This window comes from Pseudomonas sp. 50_B (assembly GCF_017491625.1).
GTDB classification, from domain to species: Bacteria; Pseudomonadota; Gammaproteobacteria; order Pseudomonadales; family Pseudomonadaceae; genus Aquipseudomonas; species Aquipseudomonas danubii.
Map to the genome: position 1 here is coordinate 12,785 of NZ_JAFGYX010000008.1, position 19,558 is coordinate 32,342.

18 protein-coding genes are annotated in these 19,558 nt (G+C 62.5%); 11 read left to right on the forward strand and 7 right to left on the reverse strand.

The window, feature by feature from the left end; translation table 11 throughout:
• The first annotated feature begins 10 nt into the window (after positions 1-10).
• The 5 genes from J5M73_RS13135 (at position 11) to J5M73_RS13155 (ending at position 5,218) form a co-directional block, all read left to right on the forward strand.
• Positions 11-667: an alpha/beta hydrolase gene (locus tag J5M73_RS13135; protein WP_102861258.1), complete on the forward strand. Its 657-nt coding sequence runs from the start codon at positions 11-13 to the stop codon at positions 665-667.
• 97 nt (positions 668-764) lie between these two features.
• A complete protein-coding gene (gene rhlB, locus J5M73_RS13140; protein WP_102861257.1) occupies positions 765-2,261 on the forward strand; it encodes an ATP-dependent RNA helicase RhlB in 1,497 nt (498 codons plus the stop codon).
• 121 nt (positions 2,262-2,382) lie between these two features.
• Complete coding sequence (locus J5M73_RS13145; RefSeq protein WP_102861256.1) at positions 2,383-3,336, forward strand: ornithine cyclodeaminase family protein; 954 nt, start codon at positions 2,383-2,385, stop codon at positions 3,334-3,336.
• Between the two features lie 34 nt (positions 3,337-3,370).
• Positions 3,371-4,498 carry an FAD-binding oxidoreductase gene (locus J5M73_RS13150; RefSeq protein ID WP_102861255.1) on the forward strand — a complete coding sequence of 376 codons (1,128 nt, stop codon included), beginning with the start codon at positions 3,371-3,373 and terminating at the stop codon, positions 4,496-4,498.
• Between the two features lie 90 nt (positions 4,499-4,588).
• Complete coding sequence (locus J5M73_RS13155) at positions 4,589-5,218, forward strand: transcriptional regulator (RefSeq protein WP_102861254.1); 630 nt, start codon at positions 4,589-4,591, stop codon at positions 5,216-5,218.
• 76 nt (positions 5,219-5,294) lie between these two features.
• On the opposite strand, the gene J5M73_RS13160 is transcribed toward J5M73_RS13155, so the two are convergent.
• The 4 genes from J5M73_RS13160 to moaC form a co-directional block, all read right to left on the reverse strand.
• Complete coding sequence (locus J5M73_RS13160; RefSeq protein ID WP_102861253.1) at positions 5,295-6,071, reverse strand: ABC transporter substrate-binding protein; 777 nt, start codon at positions 6,069-6,071, stop codon at positions 5,295-5,297.
• A gap of 219 nt (positions 6,072-6,290) precedes the next feature.
• Entirely contained in the window at positions 6,291-6,743 is a 453-nt protein-coding gene (gene moaE, locus J5M73_RS13165) for a molybdopterin synthase catalytic subunit MoaE (protein ID WP_102861252.1), read from the reverse strand.
• A gap of 1 nt (position 6,744) precedes the next feature.
• Positions 6,745-6,987 (reverse strand): MoaD/ThiS family protein, encoded by a 243-nt coding sequence (locus tag J5M73_RS13170; RefSeq protein WP_102861251.1) that lies wholly within the window; start codon positions 6,985-6,987, stop codon positions 6,745-6,747.
• Entirely contained in the window at positions 6,984-7,457 is a 474-nt protein-coding gene (gene moaC / locus J5M73_RS13175; RefSeq protein ID WP_102861250.1) for a cyclic pyranopterin monophosphate synthase MoaC, read from the reverse strand. Before moaC ends, J5M73_RS13170 begins: the two co-directional genes overlap by 4 nt.
• 190 nt (positions 7,458-7,647) lie before the next feature.
• Here moaC and J5M73_RS13180 point away from each other — a divergent pair, with 190 nt between their 5' ends.
• Complete coding sequence (locus J5M73_RS13180; RefSeq protein WP_047301890.1) at positions 7,648-8,094, forward strand: DMT family transporter; 447 nt, start codon at positions 7,648-7,650, stop codon at positions 8,092-8,094.
• A gap of 9 nt (positions 8,095-8,103) precedes the next feature.
• Here the strand turns inward: J5M73_RS13180 and J5M73_RS13185 are convergent, their stop codons facing one another.
• The 3 genes from J5M73_RS13185 to J5M73_RS13195 all read right to left on the reverse strand — a co-directional run bounded on the left by J5M73_RS13185 (position 8,104) and on the right by J5M73_RS13195 (position 12,003).
• Complete coding sequence (locus J5M73_RS13185) at positions 8,104-9,021, reverse strand: LysR family transcriptional regulator (protein WP_102861249.1); 918 nt, start codon at positions 9,019-9,021, stop codon at positions 8,104-8,106.
• A gap of 116 nt (positions 9,022-9,137) precedes the next feature.
• Positions 9,138-10,532, reverse strand: coding sequence for a PhoH family protein (locus tag J5M73_RS13190; RefSeq protein WP_102861248.1), 1,395 nt, complete (start codon positions 10,530-10,532; stop codon positions 9,138-9,140).
• 346 nt (positions 10,533-10,878) lie between these two features.
• Positions 10,879-12,003, reverse strand: coding sequence for a polysaccharide deacetylase family protein (locus tag J5M73_RS13195; protein WP_102861247.1), 1,125 nt, complete (start codon positions 12,001-12,003; stop codon positions 10,879-10,881).
• 160 nt (positions 12,004-12,163) lie between these two features.
• Between J5M73_RS13195 and yaaA the strand changes: the two genes are divergently transcribed.
• The 5 genes from yaaA (at position 12,164) to algK (ending at position 19,425) form a co-directional block, all read left to right on the forward strand.
• Positions 12,164-12,943 (forward strand): peroxide stress protein YaaA, encoded by a 780-nt coding sequence (gene yaaA, locus J5M73_RS13200; protein ID WP_207815751.1) that lies wholly within the window; start codon positions 12,164-12,166, stop codon positions 12,941-12,943.
• Positions 12,944-13,756: 813 nt separating this feature from the next.
• Positions 13,757-15,073, forward strand: a complete 1,317-nt coding sequence (locus J5M73_RS13205; protein WP_102861245.1) for a nucleotide sugar dehydrogenase — start codon at positions 13,757-13,759, stop codon at positions 15,071-15,073.
• 139 nt (positions 15,074-15,212) lie between these two features.
• Positions 15,213-16,697 (forward strand): mannuronan synthase, encoded by a 1,485-nt coding sequence (gene alg8 / locus J5M73_RS13210; protein WP_162884168.1) that lies wholly within the window; start codon positions 15,213-15,215, stop codon positions 16,695-16,697.
• A 35-nt stretch (positions 16,698-16,732) separates the two neighbouring features.
• Positions 16,733-17,902, forward strand: a complete 1,170-nt coding sequence (locus tag J5M73_RS13215; RefSeq protein WP_102861243.1) for an alginate biosynthesis protein Alg44 — start codon at positions 16,733-16,735, stop codon at positions 17,900-17,902.
• Positions 17,903-17,985: 83 nt separating this feature from the next.
• Complete coding sequence (gene algK / locus J5M73_RS13220; RefSeq protein ID WP_243433797.1) at positions 17,986-19,425, forward strand: alginate biosynthesis TPR repeat lipoprotein AlgK; 1,440 nt, start codon at positions 17,986-17,988, stop codon at positions 19,423-19,425.
• Positions 19,426-19,558: the final 133 nt, after the last annotated feature.

Here is a 19,558-nt window from a genome sequence, read left to right on the forward strand (position 1 = left end):
TGGAGCAGCCATGACCGAGCCCTTGATTCTTCAGCCCAGCAAGCCCACAGATGCCTGTGTGATCTGGCTTCATGGCCTGGGAGCGGACCGTTACGACTTCCTGCCGGTGGCCGAGATGCTGCAGGAAAAACTCTTGAGCACCCGCTTCGTCCTGCCCCAGGCACCGACCCGTGCCGTGACCATCAATGGCGGATACGCCATGCCCAGCTGGTACGACATTTTGGCCATGAGCCCGGCTCGCGCGATCAGTCGCGAACAGCTCGAAGAATCATCTGACGAGGTCATCAGACTTATCGAAGAGCAACGCGCAAGCGGAATAGACGCATCGCGCATTTTCCTCGCGGGTTTCTCCCAAGGTGGCGCCGTGGTACTGCACACCGCCTTCCTCAAATGGCAGGGTCCCTTGGGTGGCGTACTTGCCCTCTCCACCTATGCCCCGACCTTCAGCGACGAACTGCAACTGTGCGCCAGCCAACAGCGGATTCCGGTGCTGTCCCTGCACGGCCAGTACGACGAAGTGGTGCAGAACGCCATGGGACGCACCGCATACGAGTACCTGAAACAGCACGGTGTCACCGTGACATGGCAGGAATACCCAATGGGACACGAGGTGTTACCGGAAGAAATCCGTGATATCGGCACCTGGCTGAGCGAGCGTTTGCGCTAGAAAAAGTGCCTCGCGCCAGGACCACAAGCAACAGACTACGCCGCGCCCGTTTCTTGCATTACACTGGCCGGCGTACATTCCTTAACCAATTGATGAGATGACCGTGCTCAAAGCACTCAAGAAAATCTTCGGTAAAAGCGAGGCTGAGCCGCTCGCGCCAAGCCCCAGCGCCCCTTCCCCCAGTTCCAGCAGCCGCAATGACGGCCGTCAGCCGGAGCGGAGCGCACCTGCTACCGCAGCTAAAAAAGAACCGGTGAACACACCGGCCGCCCCTTCCGCTCCCAAAGCACCGCGCCAAGAGAAGCCCAAGGCCGAGCAACCCAAACCTGAGCAAGCGCAGCGCCCGCGGCCGCCAAAACCAGCGGCCAGCACCTGGAAACTCGAAGACTTCGTGGTGCAACCCCAGGAAGGCAAGACCCGTTTCCACGACTTCAAGCTCGCTCCGGAACTGATGCACGCCATCCAGGACCTGGGCTTTCCCTACTGCACGCCGATCCAGGCCCAGGTACTGGGCTTCACCCTGGCGGGCAAAGACGCCATCGGCCGTGCCCAGACCGGCACCGGCAAGACCGCCGCGTTCCTGATCTCGATCATCACCCAGTTGCTGCAGACCCCGCCGCCGAAAGAGCGCTACATGGGCGAACCACGGGCACTGATCATTGCCCCGACCCGGGAACTGGTAGTGCAGATCGCCAAGGACGCCGCGGCCCTGACCAAATACACCGGCCTCAACGTCATGACCTTCGTTGGCGGCATGGATTTCGACAAGCAGCTCAAGCACCTGGAAGCTCGCCACTGCGACATCCTGGTGGCCACCCCGGGCCGCCTGCTGGACTTCAACCAGCGCGGTGACGTGCACCTGGACATGGTCGAAGTGATGGTGCTGGACGAAGCCGACCGCATGCTCGACATGGGCTTCATCCCGCAAGTGCGGCAGATCATTCGCCAGACCCCGCCCAAGAGCGAGCGCCAGACCCTGCTGTTCTCCGCCACCTTCACCGAAGACGTGATGAACCTGGCCAAGCAGTGGACCACCGACCCGGCGATCGTCGAGATCGAGGCCGAGAACGTCGCCAGCGAAAACGTCGAACAGCACATTTATGCCGTGGCCGGGGCCGACAAGTACAAGCTGCTGTACAACCTGGTCACCGACAACGGCTGGGAGCGGGTCATGGTCTTCGCCAACCGCAAGGATGAAGTGCGGCGCATCGAAGAACGCCTGGTGCGCGACGGCGTGAACGCCGCCCAACTGTCCGGCGACGTGCCCCAGCACAAGCGGATCAAGACCCTGGAAGGCTTCCGCGAAGGCAAGATCCGGGTCCTGGTGGCCACCGACGTGGCCGGCCGCGGCATCCACATCGACGGCATCAGCCACGTGATCAACTTCACCCTGCCGGAAGTGCCGGACGACTACGTGCACCGCATCGGCCGGACCGGGCGTGCCGGTGCCGACGGCGTGTCCATCAGCTTCGCCGGCGAGGACGACTCCTATCAGCTGCCATCGATCGAAGCCCTGCTGGGGCGCAAGATCAGCTGCGAGATGCCGCCGGCCGAGCTGTTGCGCCCGGTAGAGCGCAAACGCCCGCAAGCCTGATAGCAGGCGCGCCGAAAAAACGCAGCCCATCACCGGCTGCGTTTTTTTTCGCCTGGATGTTGCTCAAGGAAACTAAAAGTCCATAATGGACAAATAAGTTCAACTCTTTGGGAACGCCTACATGCCCAGCACGCCCTACCTGATTGCCCAGACCGAAGCCCGCCAGTTGCTCGCGCAAATCGACGTCCCGCAGATCCTGCGCAAACTGTTTCGCGACCTGGCCGCCGGACTCGCCGTACAACCGCCACAACAGCTGGTGGAGTTTCCCCAGGGCGCCGGCGACTTCATCAACTACCTGGGCGTGCTGACTGAAGATCGGGTCTACGGGGTCAAGACTTCGCCCTACATCGTTCGCGCCGAAGGCCCGCTGGTCACCGCCTGGACCCTGCTGATGTCCATGGACAGCGGCCAGCCCCTGCTGCTGTGCGACGCCGCCGAACTGACCACCGCACGCACCGCCGCCACTACGGCGGTCGCCGTCGAGGCACTGGCCACGCCCGAGGCCCGGCACCTGGCAATCATCGGTAGCGGCGCCGTGGCCCAGGCTCATCTGCACTACGTGAAAGACCTGCGCCCCTGGCAGAGCATCCGCCTCTTTTCCCCAAGCCTTGCGAGCAAATCCGCCGAGGAGCTTGCGCGTCTCAAGGCCCTCGATCCGCGCCTGCAAATCGTCCCGCAGCTTGAAGAGGCTGTCGAAGATGCAGACGTGGTCATGCTTTGCACTTCGTCCGCCGGACCGGTCATCGACCCACGCACCCTCAACAAGCCGGCGCTGATCACCTCCATCAGCACCAATGCGCCACGGGCCCACGAAGTGCCGCCCGCCGCACTGCAGCAGATGCAGGTCTATTGTGACTATCGCCGTACCACCCCGGGCTCGGCCGGCGAGATGCTGATTGCCGGTGAACAGCACGACTGGGACAACGCGGCGATTCTCGGCGACCTGCCGGAGCTGCTGAGCAACCAGGCTCAACGCCCCAGCGCCGAGCGCCATGTGTTCTTCCGCTCCATCGGCCTGGGCCTGGAAGACATCGCCCTGGCCAATGCCCTGTACCACCTGAGGCACCCGCACTAAGGGCCTGTCACTAGCACTTTTCCAGGAGCCTTGAATGATCCAGGCAGATTTCATCATCATCGGCGGCGGTATCGCCGGAGCCTCCACCGGTTACTGGCTGTCGCGCCACGGCCGCGTCATCGTGCTGGAGCGCGAATCCCATCCGGCCTATCACTCCACCGGCCGCTCTGCCGCGCTCTACACCGCCGCCTATGGCACCGCCCAGGTGCGGGCCCTGACCCTGGCCAGCCGGGACTTTTTCGACCATCCGCCGGAGGGCTTCTGCGACCACCCGCTGCTGACGCCACGAGGGGAAATGACCGTGGACTTCACCGGCGATCCGGCCGAACTGAACAACCAGTACCTGAGCGCCAAGGCCACGGTGCCGGAGATGCAACTGCTCAGTGCCGACGAAGCCTGCGCTCGTCTGCCAATCCTGCGTCGCGAAAAGGTCCATGGCGCCCTCTACGACCCCAGTGCCAGCGACATCGACACCGACGCCCTGCATCAGGGCTACCTGCGGGGCATCCGCCGCCATCAGGGCCAGGTCTATACCGACCATGAAGTGCTGGGGCTGCACCGTGATGAACAAGGGCTGTGGCAGGTTCAAACCAGCGGCCAGGGCTTCAGTGCGCCGGTGCTGATCAACGCTGCCGGGGCCTGGGCCGACCAGATCGGCGCGATGGCCGGTGCCCGCCCCCTGGGCCTGCAACCCAAGCGCCGCGCGGCCTTTATCTTTGCCGGCCCGGAAGGGGTCGATATTCACCACTGGCCGATGTTGGTGAGCCTGGACGAGTCCTTCTACATGAAGCCCGACGCCGGCATGTTCCTCGGTTCGCCGGCCAACGCCGACCCGGTGGAGCCCCATGATGTGCAGCCTGAAGAGCTGGACATTGCCCTGGGCATCTACCAGATCGAAGAGGCCACCACCCTGAGTATTCGTCGCCCGACCCGGACCTGGGCCGGCCTGCGCAGCTTTGTCAGCGACGGCGATCTGCTGGCCGGTTTTGATCCACAGGTGCCCGGGCTGTTCTGGGTCGCCGGGCAAGGCGGCTACGGCATCCAGACATCTCCGGCCATGGGCCAGGCCAGCGCCGCCCTGGTGCGTGGCCACCCCCTGCCGGAGCAGTTGACCCGCTTCGGCCTGGAGTCCGCCATGCTCTCCCCTGCCCGCCTCGGTTGAACCCGCCTGCGGGGTGACGCGCCCGAACGATTGCGGCACACTCCCAGCGCCCGCTAACGGCGGGCGCTGAAGCCGCCTGGAGTACGACCCATGACCTCACCCGCAAAGGACCCAGCCCTGGATAATTTCCGGGCGATTGCCGATGCCATCGCCACGCTGTTTTTCCCTCACGCCGAGGTGGTGCTCCACGACCTGCGCACGCAGAAGATCGACTACATCGCCAACAACCTGTCCAAGCGCGAAGTGGGCGACGATGCGGCCCTGGAAGACCTGCTCAGTGGCGACAGCGACGAACGCAATATCGGTCCCTATGAAAAGCTCAACTGGGACGGCCAGAAGATCCGCAGCCTCAGCAGCGTGCTGCGCGACAGCCACGGTCAGCCAATGGCCGTGCTGTGCATCAACCTGAATATCTCGCTGTTCGAAAATGCCAAGGCCGCGCTGGACCTGTTTCTCTCACCGAGCAAACTGATTCCCCAGCCCGATTCACTGTTTCGCGACGACTGGCAGGAACGCATCAACACTTTCTTGCACAACTGGCTGCGCGAGCGCCAGCTGGGGCTGAACCTGCTGACCCGCGACCACAAGCGCGAACTGGTACTGGCGCTGCACGCCGAGGGCGCCTTCAAGGGCAAGAGCGCCTCCAACTACGTGGCCAACGTACTGAACATGGGTCGGGCGACGGTGTACAAGCACTTGAAGGAATTGAAGGGACAATAAAGGTTCCCGAGCTCGCCCCTGCACATATCCCCTAGGAACGAGCTCGCGAAAGCGTCCTCAAGAACGCCGCAACGTCTCAATCCCCATAAATGTCCGACTTGAAGTACTTGGCCTGGATCTTCTGATATTCGCCCTTGGCGCGAATCTCATCGATGGCCTTGTTCAACTCGCCCACCAGTTCACTGTTGCCCTTGCGCACTGCAATCCCGGCGCCTTCCCCAACGTATTTCGGATCTTTCAGCTCAGGCCCGACAAAGGCGTAGTCGGCGCCCCGCGGCATCGACAGGAAATCCTCCAGGGGAATGGTGTCGGCGAAGATCGCGTCCAGGCGCCCGGCCGCCAGGTCCATGTAGATCTCTTCGTTGTTGCTGTAGCGCACCACCTTGATGCCCTTGGGCTCGAAGACCTCGGTGGCGAAACGGTCGGTAGTGGTGGAACGCTGCACGCCCACGGTCTTGCCCTTGAGGCTGGCGTACTGGTCGTCCACCACCGCGCCCTTCTTCATCACCAGGCGCGACGAAGTGAAGTAGTACTTGTGGGTGAAATCCACGGATTTACGCCGTTCCGCGGTGATGGTCATGGAGGACAGCGCGGCGTCGATCTTCTTCACTTTCAACGAGGGAATCAGGCCGTCGAACTCGCCCTCGATCCACTCGCACTTGACCTGCATCTGCGCGCACAGGGCATTGCCGATGTCGTAGTCGAATCCGCCGATCTTGCCGTCGGCGGTCTTGAAGGCAAACGGCGGATACGCCGCCTCGATGCCCAGGCGCAAGGTTTTCTCGGCAGCCATCAGGCTGCTGCACGCCAACAAGCTCAAGGCCAGGCCACTGATGAGGGGGAGTTTTTTCATGTTCGTTCTCTCGCGGGTTGTTGTTGGTTTGGCAAGACAGAAGGAAAGGATGAAACGGAGGACGCTGTATTTGTACTTGTAAATCCATACTGGACTTTTACGTACATATCGTCAACGGCGCGCACAGCGACTTATCCCCAGCGGTCGGCGGGAACAGTCGCAGTCGATTACAGGTTGAATTGGGGCGGGCTCAAGCCCCGCCGGCCAGCATCAGGGGGATCAGTCTTTCCAGCGCGCGGCCGCCGCGTGATCACTGTCGCGGCCTTCTACCCAACGGGGGCCGTCGGCGGTGTTTTCCTTTTTCCAGAACGGCGCCCGGGTCTTCAGATAATCCATGACAAAGGCGCAGGCTTCGAACGCCGCCTGACGATGGGCACTGGCTGCGCCGACGAAAACAATGGGCTCGCCCGGCTCCAGGGCGCCGATGCGGTGCAGCACCTCCAGTTGCAACAGCGGCCAACGCTGCTCGGCTTCGGCCGCAATCTTGCCCAGGGCCTTTTCGGTCATGCCCGGGTAGTGCTCCAGGAACATGCCATGCACGTCCTGGCCGTCATTGAAGTCGCGCACGTAGCCGACAAAGCTGACCACCGCGCCAACCCCGGTATCGGCAGCGTGCATGGCGTTGACTTCGGCGCCGGGATCGAAGGCCGCGGTTTGCACACGGATTGCCATCTCAGCCTCCGGTCACAGTGGGGAAGAACGCCACTTCATCGCCGTCCGCCAGGGGCTCGTCAAGCTGGCACAGCTCTTCGTTGCGGGCGCACATCAGGTTCTGTTCGGCGAGCACGGCGGCCCCGTCACGGGACAACAGCGCCTGGCGCACATCGTCGACACAGGCAAAGTCGCCCTCGACAAGCAGGCCATCGAGCCCCAGGGCCTCACGGTAGCGGGCAAAGAACTTCACCGAGATCCTCATGCGTCAGCCACCCGGTAATCGCCGCTCTTGCCGCCGGATTTCTCCAGCACTCGCACGCCGTCGATGGTCATGCCGCGGTCCACGGCCTTGCACATGTCATAGATCGTCAGCGCGGCGACGCTGGCGGCGGTCAACGCCTCCATCTCCACCCCGGTCTGCCCCGACAGCTTGCAACGCGCCACGATGCGCACGCTGTCCTCGCCTTCGGCACTGAGCTCGACCTTGACGCTGGTGAGCATCAACGGATGGCACAGGGGAATCAGCTCACTGGTTTTCTTCGCCGCCTGGATTCCGGCGATGCGCGCCACGGCGAACACGTCACCCTTGGGGTGACCACCACTGACGATCATGTGCAGGGTTTGCGGGAGCATGCGCACCCGGGCTTCGGCCGCCGCCTCGCGGAAGGTCACGGCCTTATCGGTGACGTCGACCATGTTGGCGCGACCTTGGGAATCGAGATGAGTCAGCACGGTGTTACTCCTGATCAGGTGGGCCGATTGTAAACCTGCGGGTCAGTTTTTCGCACGGGGCATCTGCCCGGCGTTTGGCTGCGCCAACCGGCAATCAGCCTGGCGAATAACCCGCATCAAAACAACGAATTGGAGCCCGACTGCGGATAAACGTACAACAGCGCAAGAACCCGCAAAAGGAAGTCACTTCATGGCCTTGTTCGTTTCGATCCTGCTCAGCCTGCTCGCCGGTTTCGCCGTGCCCCTCCAGGCCGGGACCAACGCCCGCCTGGGCACCCTGCTGGGGCATCCACTGTGGGCCACCGGTGTTTCGCTGCTGGTCAGCCTGCTGGTGCTGGGGGTCCTGCTGCTGTTCATTAAAGTGCCCAAGCCCAATCTCATGGCCGCGCTGCAAGGCCCCTGGTGGATCTGGATGGGCGGCCTGGCTGGAGTGCTCTACATCACCGTCGCGCTGTTGATGGCGCCACGCCTGGGGGCGCTGAACTTCATCATGGTGGTGATCATCGGCCAGTTGCTGATCTCGCTGATCATCGACTACTTCGGGCTGGTGGGTCTGCCACGCAAGGACATCAGCCTGCAGAAGCTGATAGGCGTGTTGGTGGTGATCGGCGGTTTCGTCATCACCACCCGCGGCTGAGGCGCCATTTCAGGCCTTGGCCACGCTGGCCAGCTTGACCTGTTCACGCAACCAGCGATGGGCCGGGTCATCGCTCAAGCGCGAGTGCCAGATCTGCACGAACTTGAAGGGCGCAATGTTCAAGGGCGGGGTCAGCCGCAGCAGCCCTTCCGGCAGCGGAATCTCGTCCAGGGTGCGGCTGGCCACGGTAAGAATCAGGTCGGTGCCGCGGATCATCCCCGGCGCGATGCCCCAGTGGGGCACGCTGACCGCGATCTGCCGTTGCAGTCCCTCCTCCCCCAGGCGGTGATCGACTTCACCATTGAAACAACCGTCCATCGACACCTGCAGATGGGGACGCTGCAGATAGGCCGTCAGGTCCAGGCCGCCGTCACCCTCAAGGGTGGCGCGGTCCACCAGACAGGAAAAAGTTTCCTCGAACAGCACTTCCTTGACGATCTCGTCCGAGGAGGTGGGAAACACCCCCAGGGCCAGGTCGATCTTGCCTTGGGTGATCTGCTCGAACATCTCGTGGCGGCTGCCCTGGGTTACCACCAGGCGCATCAAGGGCGCTTCGCCACGCAGACGCACCAGCAACCTGGGGAGCACGATCGCCGCACCGTAATCCGACATCGCCAGGTGAAAGATCCGCTGGGAGGTGGCCGGATCAAAGTCGAGGGACTTGCCGAACAGGGTTTCGATCTGACTGAGAATCTCCTTGAGGGGCGCTTGCAGGCTGCGGGCCAGGGGGCTGAGCAACACGTCGTTGCCCTGGCGGATCAGCAACGGATCATCCAGTAGCACCCGCAGCTTGCCCAGGGAATGACTGATAGCAGGCTGGCTCAGGTGCAGGCGCTCGCCAGTGCGGGTCACGTGCTTTTCCGTCAGCAAGGCATCGAGTACCACCAACAGATTCAGATCGATATTGCGCAGGGAAACGCGGGTCATCCGGTGTTTTCCAACTGGGAAGCGCTCTACGGCGGGGAGCCGCAGAATAACCCAGTGGCGCAGGCCGAATGCAAAACGGGCGACCCGAAGGCCGCCCGTGCTGGAAGCAATTGCCGTTACAGATGGCTCTCCGCGTACTCCGCCAGGATCGAGCGCGGCACCCCTTGCAAGGTGATGTGCACGCCGTTGGGGAAGTCCTTGAAGCGTTCGGTGAGGTAGGTCAGGCCCGAGCTGGTGGCCGACAGGTAAGGGGTATCAATCTGTGCCAGGTTGCCCAGGCACACCACTTTGGAACCGGCGCCGGCACGGGTGATGATGGTCTTCATCTGGTGCGGGGTGAGGTTCTGGCATTCGTCGATCAGGATCAGGCTCTGCTGGAAGCTGCGACCGCGGATGTAGTTCAGGGATTTGAACTGCAACGGCACCTTGCTGAGGATGTAGTCGACGCTGCCGTGGGTGTTCTCGTCATCCATGTGCAGGGCTTCGAGGTTGTCGGTGATGGCGCCCAGCCAGGGTTCCATCTTCTCCGCCTCGGTGCCCGGCAGGAAGCCGATCTCCTGGTCCAGCCCCTGCACGCTGCGGGTGGCGATGATGCGCCGGTAGCGCTTGCTGACCATGGTCTGCTCGATGGCGGCAGCCAGGGCCAGGATGGTCTTGCCGGAGCCGGCGGCGCCGGACAGGTTGACCAGGTGGATGTCCGGGTCGAGCAGCGCGTACAGCGCCAGGCCCTGGTAGATGTCGCGCGGTTTCAGGCCCCAGGCTTCCTGGTGCAACAGGGGTTCCTGATGCAGGTCGAGGATCAGCAGCACATCGGCGCGGATCTCCTTGATCCAACCGACAAAGCCCTGTTCGTCGATGATGAATTCGTTGATATGCACCGCCGGCAGGTTGTCGATCAACTGCACCTGGTGCCAGGTACGGCCGTGATCCTGACGGGTTTCCACCTTGCTTACGCGGTCCCAGAACGAGCCGCTCATGTTGTGGAAACCATTGGGCAGCAGGGACACGTCGTCCACCAGCTGGTCGGTGCTGTAGTCCTCGGCGGCGATCCCGCAGGCCCGCGCCTTGAGGCGCATGTTGATGTCTTTGGTCACCAGCACCACGGGCAAGTCCTTGTTGCGCGCGTGCAGGTCGATCAACTGGTTGATGATGATGTTGTCGTTGAGATTGTCCGGCAACAAGCTGTTGGGCTCGTTGCGCTTGCTCATCAGAATCGACAGCAAGCCCTTGGGCCCGCTCTTGCCACGCTGGATCGGCACGCCCAGCTCGACATCCTCGGGCGAAGCCTCGCCCAGGGTCTTGTCGATCAGGCGGATCGCCTGACGGCATTCGGCGGCCACGCTGTGATGCCCGCTCTTGAGCTTGTCCAGCTCTTCAAGGACGGTCATGGGGATGGCGACGTGGTGTTCTTCGAAATTCAGTAAGGCGTTGGGATCGTGAATCAATACATTGGTATCGAGTACATAAAGGATTGGCTGGTTGGAGGAAGCGCTACGTCCGTGGTCATCCATACTCGGTCACCTTATGTGGGAGCCAGTCGACGCAATACCATGGGGTATCGCGCCTCGAATGACCACCGAATTCACCCGCAGGGGTTCAGGTGAGCTGCACACACAAGGAGTCTTGGGAGACGCCACCTGTGTCGCAGGTTTCGGCGGTCTGAGTTCGTAATACTCCAAAAACCGTGACAGGAAAACGCACTTTGACGCTTTTTTGATGTTTATTTTTCAGGGTGACGAAAAGCCCTTGGCGCGCTGCCCGGTCACCGTTAAAGTCGGAAGTCCGCCTGCCTCGAAATCCCGCCGTAATCCGCCCCCTTTTGCGCCCACGCCCCGTGTTTACGGGCACTTGGCCGTTTCAGCGAAACGCGTCCTGACAATCCTCCCAACCGATGCCACTTTGCGCGGTCTGCGCCAGCAGCCAGGGCAAGCTGCTCTTGACCCCGTCCTGTTTGGCATTGAAAGCGATCACCCCACGCCGCCATAGCAACATCAAGGTCAGCACCCGCTGGCCACTGTCCTCGGCCTTGAGCTTGCCGGCACCGTCCTGGGCGTCGATGTCCCACAATGCCACCTGCATGCCCTGGGCATTGAAGAAGCCCTCGGCGTCGGCACGACGCTGGCCAAAGGGCGGGCGGAACAAGGGCACATAGTTTTCCGGCAGTTTGCTCTTCACCAGATCGGCGCTGCGCTGGATCGAATACTGCCAGTCCTGCCAGTGGCTGTGGGAGCGGAACTCCCAGCCTTGCACGCCAACGCACTGCCTGGAGTACAGCGATTGCAGGCTGGCCACCGAGGCCTTGTCGAGGCGATTCTGGATGTCGTTGCCCAGGACAAAGAACGTCCCGCTGAGATTGGCCTTGCGCAGGTAGTTGGTGAGCCAGGGCGTGTTGTCCGGCGCCAGGTTGGCGGCGCTGTCGAAGGTCAGCAGAAACAGCCGGTCGTTGAGTTCGTCGCCATTGCGCTCGTAGTCGCCGTAGCGCAGCACCTCGCTGCTGGTCTGGGGAGCCAGCGCCGCCTTGCGCAGCAACTCGTCCAGGTACTGCTCATGGAAGGTCCGGCTCGGCTCGCCCCAACGGGCGTAGTAGGAATCCTCCGCCAAGTGGAACTTGCCGGCCTGCTTGCGCAGTTGCTGCATGTTTTCCACCAGGTAGCAGAACGAAGCGTCCTGGTCGCAGCTCTGCTGGGCGAAGTTGTAGTTGTCCAGCAGGCGTTTCCAGAGATGCTCGCGCAGCTCAGAGATCGCCTCCATGTTGATCATGCGCAAGCCCAGGCGCTGCTTCAGGGACGCCTCGTCCCAGGCCTCGCTGACCAGCAAGGCGCGGGCAAAGGTCAGGATCTCGGCCCGCGAGGCGACGTCGAACAGGGTCGGATTGTCGAGCTTTTCCGGCCAGGTGCTGCGATCCAGGGTCGCCACATCATTGGGCGCCGCCAGCACACTGAGACTCAGAAGCCAGGCCGAGAAGAAAAACGCGATACGCAAAAGAGACGCCTCCAGAACAAAACCCGCGCGGCACTATAGCCGATATGCCGCGCAGCGAAGGCATTCACCCGGCATCCGCCACGCGTCAGCTATCGCCTTGATAGGTGGAGTCCGAACGCCCGAGCCAATAGAATCCCCCGACGCTAAAAGGAGACGACTCATGCTGATGGTGATTTCACCCGCCAAGACCCTCGATTACGAGACGCCGCCGGTCACCCCGCGCTTTACCCAGCCGCAATACCTCGACCACTCCCAGGAACTGATCCAGCAACTGCGGGAACTGAGCCCGGCGCAGATCAGCGAACTGATGCACGTGTCCGACAAGATCGGCGGCCTGAATGCCGCGCGCTTCGGCAGCTGGACCCCAGCCTTCACTCCCGACAACGCCAAGCAGGCGCTGCTGGCCTTCAAGGGCGACGTCTACACCGGGCTCAATGCCGAATCCTTGAGCGAAGCGGACTTCGACTACGCCCAGCAGCACCTGCGCATGCTCTCCGGCCTGTACGGCCTGCTGCGCCCCCTGGACCTGATGCAGCCCTATCGCCTGGAAATGGGCACCAAGCTGGCCAACGCCCGTGGCAAGGACCTGTACGCTTTCTGGGGCACGCGCATCAGTGAATGGCTGAACGAGGCCCTGGCCGATCAGGGCGACGATCTGCTGCTGAACCTGGCCTCCAACGAGTATTTCTCGGCAGTCAAGCGCACGACCCTGAACGCGCGGATCATCAACACCGAGTTCAAGGACCTGAAGAACGGCCAGTACAAGATCATCAGCTTCTATGCCAAGAAGGCCCGGGGCCTGATGAGCCGTTTCGTCATCCAGGAACGCATCAACGACCCCGCACAACTCAAGCAATTCGACGTCCAGGGCTATCGCTTCAGCGCGGAGCAATCCAAAGCCGACAACCTGGTGTTCCTGCGCGACCACGCACCGGAATAAAACGTTCCCCTGCCGCGCTCGTTGCCACCCGGCGAGCGCGCCAGAATGTGATCACTCGCACATTCCCCGCCTCCTTTTAGCCATTTTTTTGGCGCCATAAAATCTTCATCTATTTCTATAACTTTTCTTTCACTCGACAACAGTGATTTTTTTCAGTAGTGGCACCACTTTTTTTATTAGGTAGTGGCACAAAACTATCTACGCAGTTCAACTCCCCACAACTAAAGGCCCAAACCTTAAGTGCTATCAGTTTGAAAGCAGTGCCATCTTTCTCAATATTTCAAGAAACTTCGCAAAACAGGATGAGCGGGCCGGAACTATGCCTGCGGACACCGCTCATACCACCGGTAACGATTCTCAACGAGCTTGTAGGAGATGACTTACACGGACTCAACTGAAACTAATCAAGTTGCGTCCACCTTTGACCAATGAGTCACAAACTTGAACTAAAGGGTAAACAACAGGAGATAAGGCAGCACAACTATCCCCTAACGAGCCAAGGAACAGCTGGCCTTCAAGGGCCGCGAGAACCAACTGAAAAGCCCGTATTACGTGGCCTTCAGCCATCCCAAGGATAGCGGATGGTTTTTCTCGCGAACCCTGCAGCAGGAGCCGCCGGCAACATTCAAGGGCAAATCAGTACAACAAGGATCGGTTGCGCACAACTTGAGTGCACTTATTTAGACACTCGGAACTTAGTCTGCCTGCACGCGGCCCTACAACGTACTTCGTTGTACTTCCGAGTGCGCAACAACAGCTGGCAAACATTAACTCCGGCCATCTAATGGCGTGAATAACACAGAGGTAAATGCGATGCGCATCAGCATATTTGGTTTGGGTTACGTCGGTGCAGTCTGTGCCGGTTGCCTGTCCGCACGGGGCCATGAAGTGGTTGGCGTAGATATCTCCAAAGACAAGATCGACCTGATCAACGCCGGTAAATCGCCGATCGTTGAACCGGGTCTGGGTGAACTTCTGGCGCAAGGTATCCAGACCGCTCGTCTGCGCGGCACCACCAACTTCGCCGAAGCCATCCGCGATACCGACCTGTCGATGATCTGCGTCGGTACCCCGAGCAAGAAGAACGGCGACCTGGAACTGGACTACATCGAATCGGTGTGCCGCGAGATCGGTTTCGTCCTGCGCGACAAGGCCACCCGCCACACCATCGTGGTGCGCAGCACGGTGCTGCCGGGCACGGTGAAGAACGTGGTGATCCCGATTCTCGAAGACTGCTCGGGCAAGAAGGCCGGGGTGGATTTCGGCGTCGCGGTGAACCCGGAGTTCCTGCGTGAAAGCACCGCGATCAAGGACTACGACTTCCCGCCCATGACCGTGATCGGCCAGTTCGACCAGGCCTCCGGTGACGTGCTGCAAGCGCTGTACGAAGAGCTCGACGCGCCGATCATCCGCAAGGACATCGAAGTCGCCGAGATGATCAAGTACACCTGCAACGTCTGGCACGCCACCAAGGTCACCTTCGCCAACGAGATCGGCAACATCGCCAAGGCGGTGGGTGTGGACGGCCGTGAAGTGATGGACGTGGTCTGCCAGGACAAGACCCTCAACCTGTCCCAGTACTACATGCGCCCCGGCTTCGCCTTCGGCGGTTCGTGCCTGCCCAAGGACGTGCGCGCCCTGACCTACCGCGCCAGCTCCCTGGACATCGAAGCGCCGCTGCTCAACTCGCTGATGCGCAGCAACGAATCCCAGGTACAGAACGCCTTCGACATCGTGTCCAGCCACGACAAGCGCAAGGTCGCCCTGCTGGGCCTGAGCTTCAAGGCCGGCACCGACGACCTGCGCGAGAGCCCGCTGGTGGAACTGGCGGAAATGCTCATCGGCAAGGGCTTCGACCTGAGCATCTACGACAGCAACGTCGAGTACGCCCGGGTCCACGGCGCCAACAAGGACTACATCGAGTCGAAGATCCCCCACGTCTCGTCCCTGCTCAACTCGGACTTCGACGCGGTGATCGGCAAGTCCGACGTGATCATCCTCGGCAACCGCGACGAGAAGTTCCGCGCCCTGGCCGAAGACGTGCCCCACGGCAAGCAGGTCATCGACCTGGTGGGCTTCATGTCCAAAGCCTCCAGCGTCCAGGGCCGAACCGAAGGGATCTGCTGGTAAAGGCATGCGCCTGTAGCCGCTGCCGCAGGCTGCGATCGTCCCCGAAGGGGCGTGCTCCCGAGGGCATCTCGAGGCCCTGCGGACCTATCGCAGCCTACGGCAGCGGCTACAGGGTACCGCTTAGAATTTTAGGACGCAGATTATGCACAGGCTAAAGCACGGCCTGCTTCAGGCCGCCGGTTGGCTGTTTTACTTGAGTTTGCTGATGGGCATGGCCTTGCTGCTGCCCGCATCGACCTTCGACTCGCAGTCCAAGGACTTCATTTTCCTGATTGGCGCCGTAGGCATCTGGCGCTACTCCATGGGCGCCACGCACTTCGTGCGCGGCATGCTGTTTCTCTACGTGGTCTACCCGCACCTGCGGCGCAAGGTGCGCAAGCTCGGCAGCGCGGCCGACCCGTCCCACGTGTTCCTGATGGTCACCAGCTTTCGCATCGATGCGCTGACCACCGCCCAGGTCTACGGCTCGGTGATCCGCGAAGCCATCGACTGCGGCTTCCCCACCACCGTGGTCTGCTCGATCGTGGAAATGTCCGACGAGCTGCTGGTGAAAAGCCTGTGGACGCGGATGAATCCGCCGGAGCGGGTCAAGCTGGACTTCGTGCGCATCCCCGGCACCGGCAAGCGCGACGGCCTGGCCTTCGGTTTCCGCGCCATCTCCCGCCACCTGCCGGACAACCGCGCCGTGGTGGCGGTGATCGACGGCGACACCGTGCTCGGCGAAGGCGTGGTGCGCAAGACCGTGCCCTGGTTCCAGCTGTTCGGCAACGTCGGTGGCCTGACCACCAACGAATTCTGCGAAGTGCGCGGCGGCTACGTCATGAGCCAATGGCACAAGCTGCGCTTCGCCCAGCGCCACATCAACATGTGCTCCATGGCCCTGTCCAAGCGCGTGCTGACCATGACCGGGCGCATGTCGGTGTTCCGCGCCACCGTGGTCACCGACCCGGACTTCATCGCCGACGTGGAAAGCGACTCCCTGCAGCACTGGCGCCTGGGCCGCTTCAAGTTCCTCACCGGCGACGACAAGTCCAGCTGGTACAGCCTGATGCGCCTGGGCTACGACACCTTCTACGTGCCCGACGCGGCGATCAACACAGTGGAACACCCGCCGGAGAAGAGCTTCATCAAGGCCAGCCGCAAGCTGATGTTCCGCTGGTACGGCAACAACCTGCGGCAGAACGCCCGGGCCTTGGGTCTAGGAGTCAAGCGCCTGGGACTGTTCACCAGCGTGGTGCTGTTCGACCAGCGCGTGTCGATGTGGACCTCGCTGCTGGGCCTGACCGTGGCCATCATCGCCAGCGTCAAGTACGGCACCGCCTTCATCCTCGCCTACCTGCTGTGGATCGGCATCACCCGGCTGATCCTGACCCTGCTGTTGTCCTGCTCGGGGCACCACATCGGCCCGGCCTACCCCTTGATCCTCTATTACAACCAGATCGTCGGCGCCCTGGTGAAGATCTACGTGTTCTTCCGCCTCGACCAGCAATCCTGGACCCGCCAGGACACCAAGCTGACCCGCGACCTGGCCAGTTTTCAACGTTGGTTCAACACCTGGTCGTCTCGGACCATGACCTTCTCGGCCGGCAGCGTGTTCGTCGCTGTCCTGCTGCTGATGGTCTGAACCGCCTTGCCTGAATTAACTAGGAAATCGACCCTATGAACACCGCCGTGAACGTCAATGTAGTGCATGAATCCGAAGCCCAACGCCAGCACGCCCGGGTCAAGATCCCGGCCAAGCTGCGCTTCTTCGGCAACGAGGCCAAGCCCCTGGAAGTGCGGGTCCACGACCTCTCGGCCGGCGGCCTGAGCTTCAACGCCGGGCAGCAGATGCTGACCGTGGGTGCCGTGCACAAGGGCCGCCTGCAGTTCGTCATCGACAACCTGGGCCTGGCCATGGACGTGGAGCTGCAGATCCGCTCCTTCGATCGCCAGAGCGGCCGCGTCGGCTGCCAGTTCCAGAACCTCGAACCCCAGGACATTTCCACCCTGCGCCACCTGATCACCTCGCACCTGGCCGGCGACATCGTCAGCATGGGCGACGTGCTCGCCACCCTACAGCGCGACAACTTCACCAAGGCGCGCAAGGTCAAGGACAGCGGCAGCGGCATGACCGCCATGGGCCGCCTGCGGGCCGTGACTTTCAGCGCCGGGATCTTCGTGGTGGGCCTGGCGGCGTTCGGCTTCATCCTCAAGTCGGTGTACGGCATGTACTTCGTCAGCCACGCCCAGGCCGGCCTGGTCAGCGTCCCGGGGATGAACGTCACCATGCCGCGCGACGGCACTGTGCAAAGCCTGGTACAGAGCGACGGCATCGCCGCCAAGGGCGCGCCACTGGCCACCTTCAGCACCAGCATGCTCGACGTGCTCAAAGGCCACCTGGCTGAAGACCAACTGCAACCGGCCAAGGTCGAGGAACTGTTCGGCAAGCAAATGACCGGCACCCTGACCTCCCCTTGCGACTGCATCGTGGCCCAGCAAATGGTCGCCGACGGCCAGTACGCCAGCAAAGGCGACGTGATCTTCCAACTGGTGCCCCGCAACAGCCAGGCCAACGTCGAGGCGCGCTTCTCCTACCGCCAGTTCGGCGACGTGCGCCCGGGCACCCGGGTCAACTTCCAGATCGCCGGCGAGGATGAAGTACGCACCGGCACCATCGTCAGCAGCACCAGCCTGAACAGCAGCGACCTGTCCTCTGACATCCGCGTGCAGATCAAGCCCGACGCGCCGCTGAGCAGCACCTTCGCCGGCCGCCCGGTGGAAGTCAGCAGCGACCGCGGCCCGTCGATGAACTGGCTGATCGACAAAGCCATGGCTGCGGGTCTGTAACCATGACAGTGCCTACCCAGCTCTCTGTAGCCGCTGCCGCAGGCTGCGCCCAGCCGCGCAGTGGACGCAATCCGGTCGACTCGATGCACCCCGACAACCAGCACGAGCGCTGCGCGCTCGATCGCAGCCTGCGGCAGCGGCTACAGGGTTCGGTGTTGCCCTTGGTTGCCGCCCTGGCCCTGGCCGGTTGCGCCGGCTTGCCGGACCAGCGCCTGGCCAACGAAGCCCTGAAGCGCGGCGACACCGCGCTGGCCGAACAGAACTACCGGCAACTGGCGGACCTGGGCTACAGCGAGGCCCAGGTAGGCCTGGCCGACATCCAGGTGGACAGCCGCGACCCGGCGCAGATCAAGCAGGCCGAGGCCACCTATCGCGCCGCAGCCGATGTGTCGCCCCGGGCCCAGGCGCGCCTGGGCCGCCTGTTGGTGGCCAAGCCCGGTTCCACCGAGGCCGAGCAGCACGAAGCCGAAGGCCTGTTGAAAAAAGCCTTTGCCAACGGTGAAGGCAACACCCTGATTCCCCTGGCGATGCTGTACCTGCAATACCCCCACAGCTTCCCCAACGTCGACGCCCAGCGGCAGATCAGCCAATGGCGCAGCGCCGGTTACCCGGAAGCCGGCCTGGCCCAGGTGCTGCTGTACCGCACCCAAGGCAGCTACGACCAGCACCTGGCCGAGGTGGAAAGCATCTGCAAGGCCGCACTCAACAGCACCGACATCTGCTACGTGGAACTGGCAACCGTTTATCAGAAACGCGGCCAGCCGGAGCAACAGGCCGAGCTGCTCAAGCAGCTGCAGGCCAGCTACAGCCGTGGCACGGTCAGCGCCCAGCGCGTCGACAGCGTGGCCCGGGTGCTGGGCGATGCCAGCCTGGGCAAACCGGATGAAAAAACCGCCCAGGCCCTGCTGGAGCAGGTCGCTCCGGGTTACCCGGCGTCCTGGGTCAGCCTGGCCCAGCTGCTCTACGACTTCCCCGAACTGGGTGACGTCGACAAGATGATGCAGTACCTGGACAACGGCCGCGCCGCCGACCAGCCCCGCGCCGAACTGCTGCTGGGCAAGCTCTACTACGAAGGCAAATGGGTGCCGGCCGACGCCAAGGTCGCCGAAGCACACTTCCAGAAAGCCGTGGGCCGCGAAGTGGCTGCCGACTATTACCTCGGCCAGATCTACCGCCGTGGCTACCTGGGCCAGGTCTACCCACAAAAGGCCCTGGACCACCTGCTGACCGCCGCGCGCAACGGCCAGAACAGCGCCGACTTCGCCATTGCCCAGTTGTTCTCCCAGGGCCGCGGCACCCAGCCCAACCCAGTCAACGCCTACGTCTTCAGCCAACTGGCGAAGGTCCAGGACACACCGCAGGCCAACGAGCTGGCGCAACAACTGGAAAGCCAATTGCCGCCTGCACAGCGCGCCGAAGCCCAACGCCTGCTGCAACAAGAGCAGGCCGTGCGTGGGGCCTTGAGCCAGAACGCGCTGCAACTGCACGCCCTGCAAGAAGAAGACGGCGAGGAAACCCTATGACGCTCCCCCCACTCAATACACCTCCTGTAGCCGCTGCCGCAGGCTGCGATCGAGCGCAAAGCGCTCGCCACACCAGCCCCCGCCAATCGCGGCTGCTGCGCGACCGGGCGCAGCCTGCGGCAGCAGCTATAGG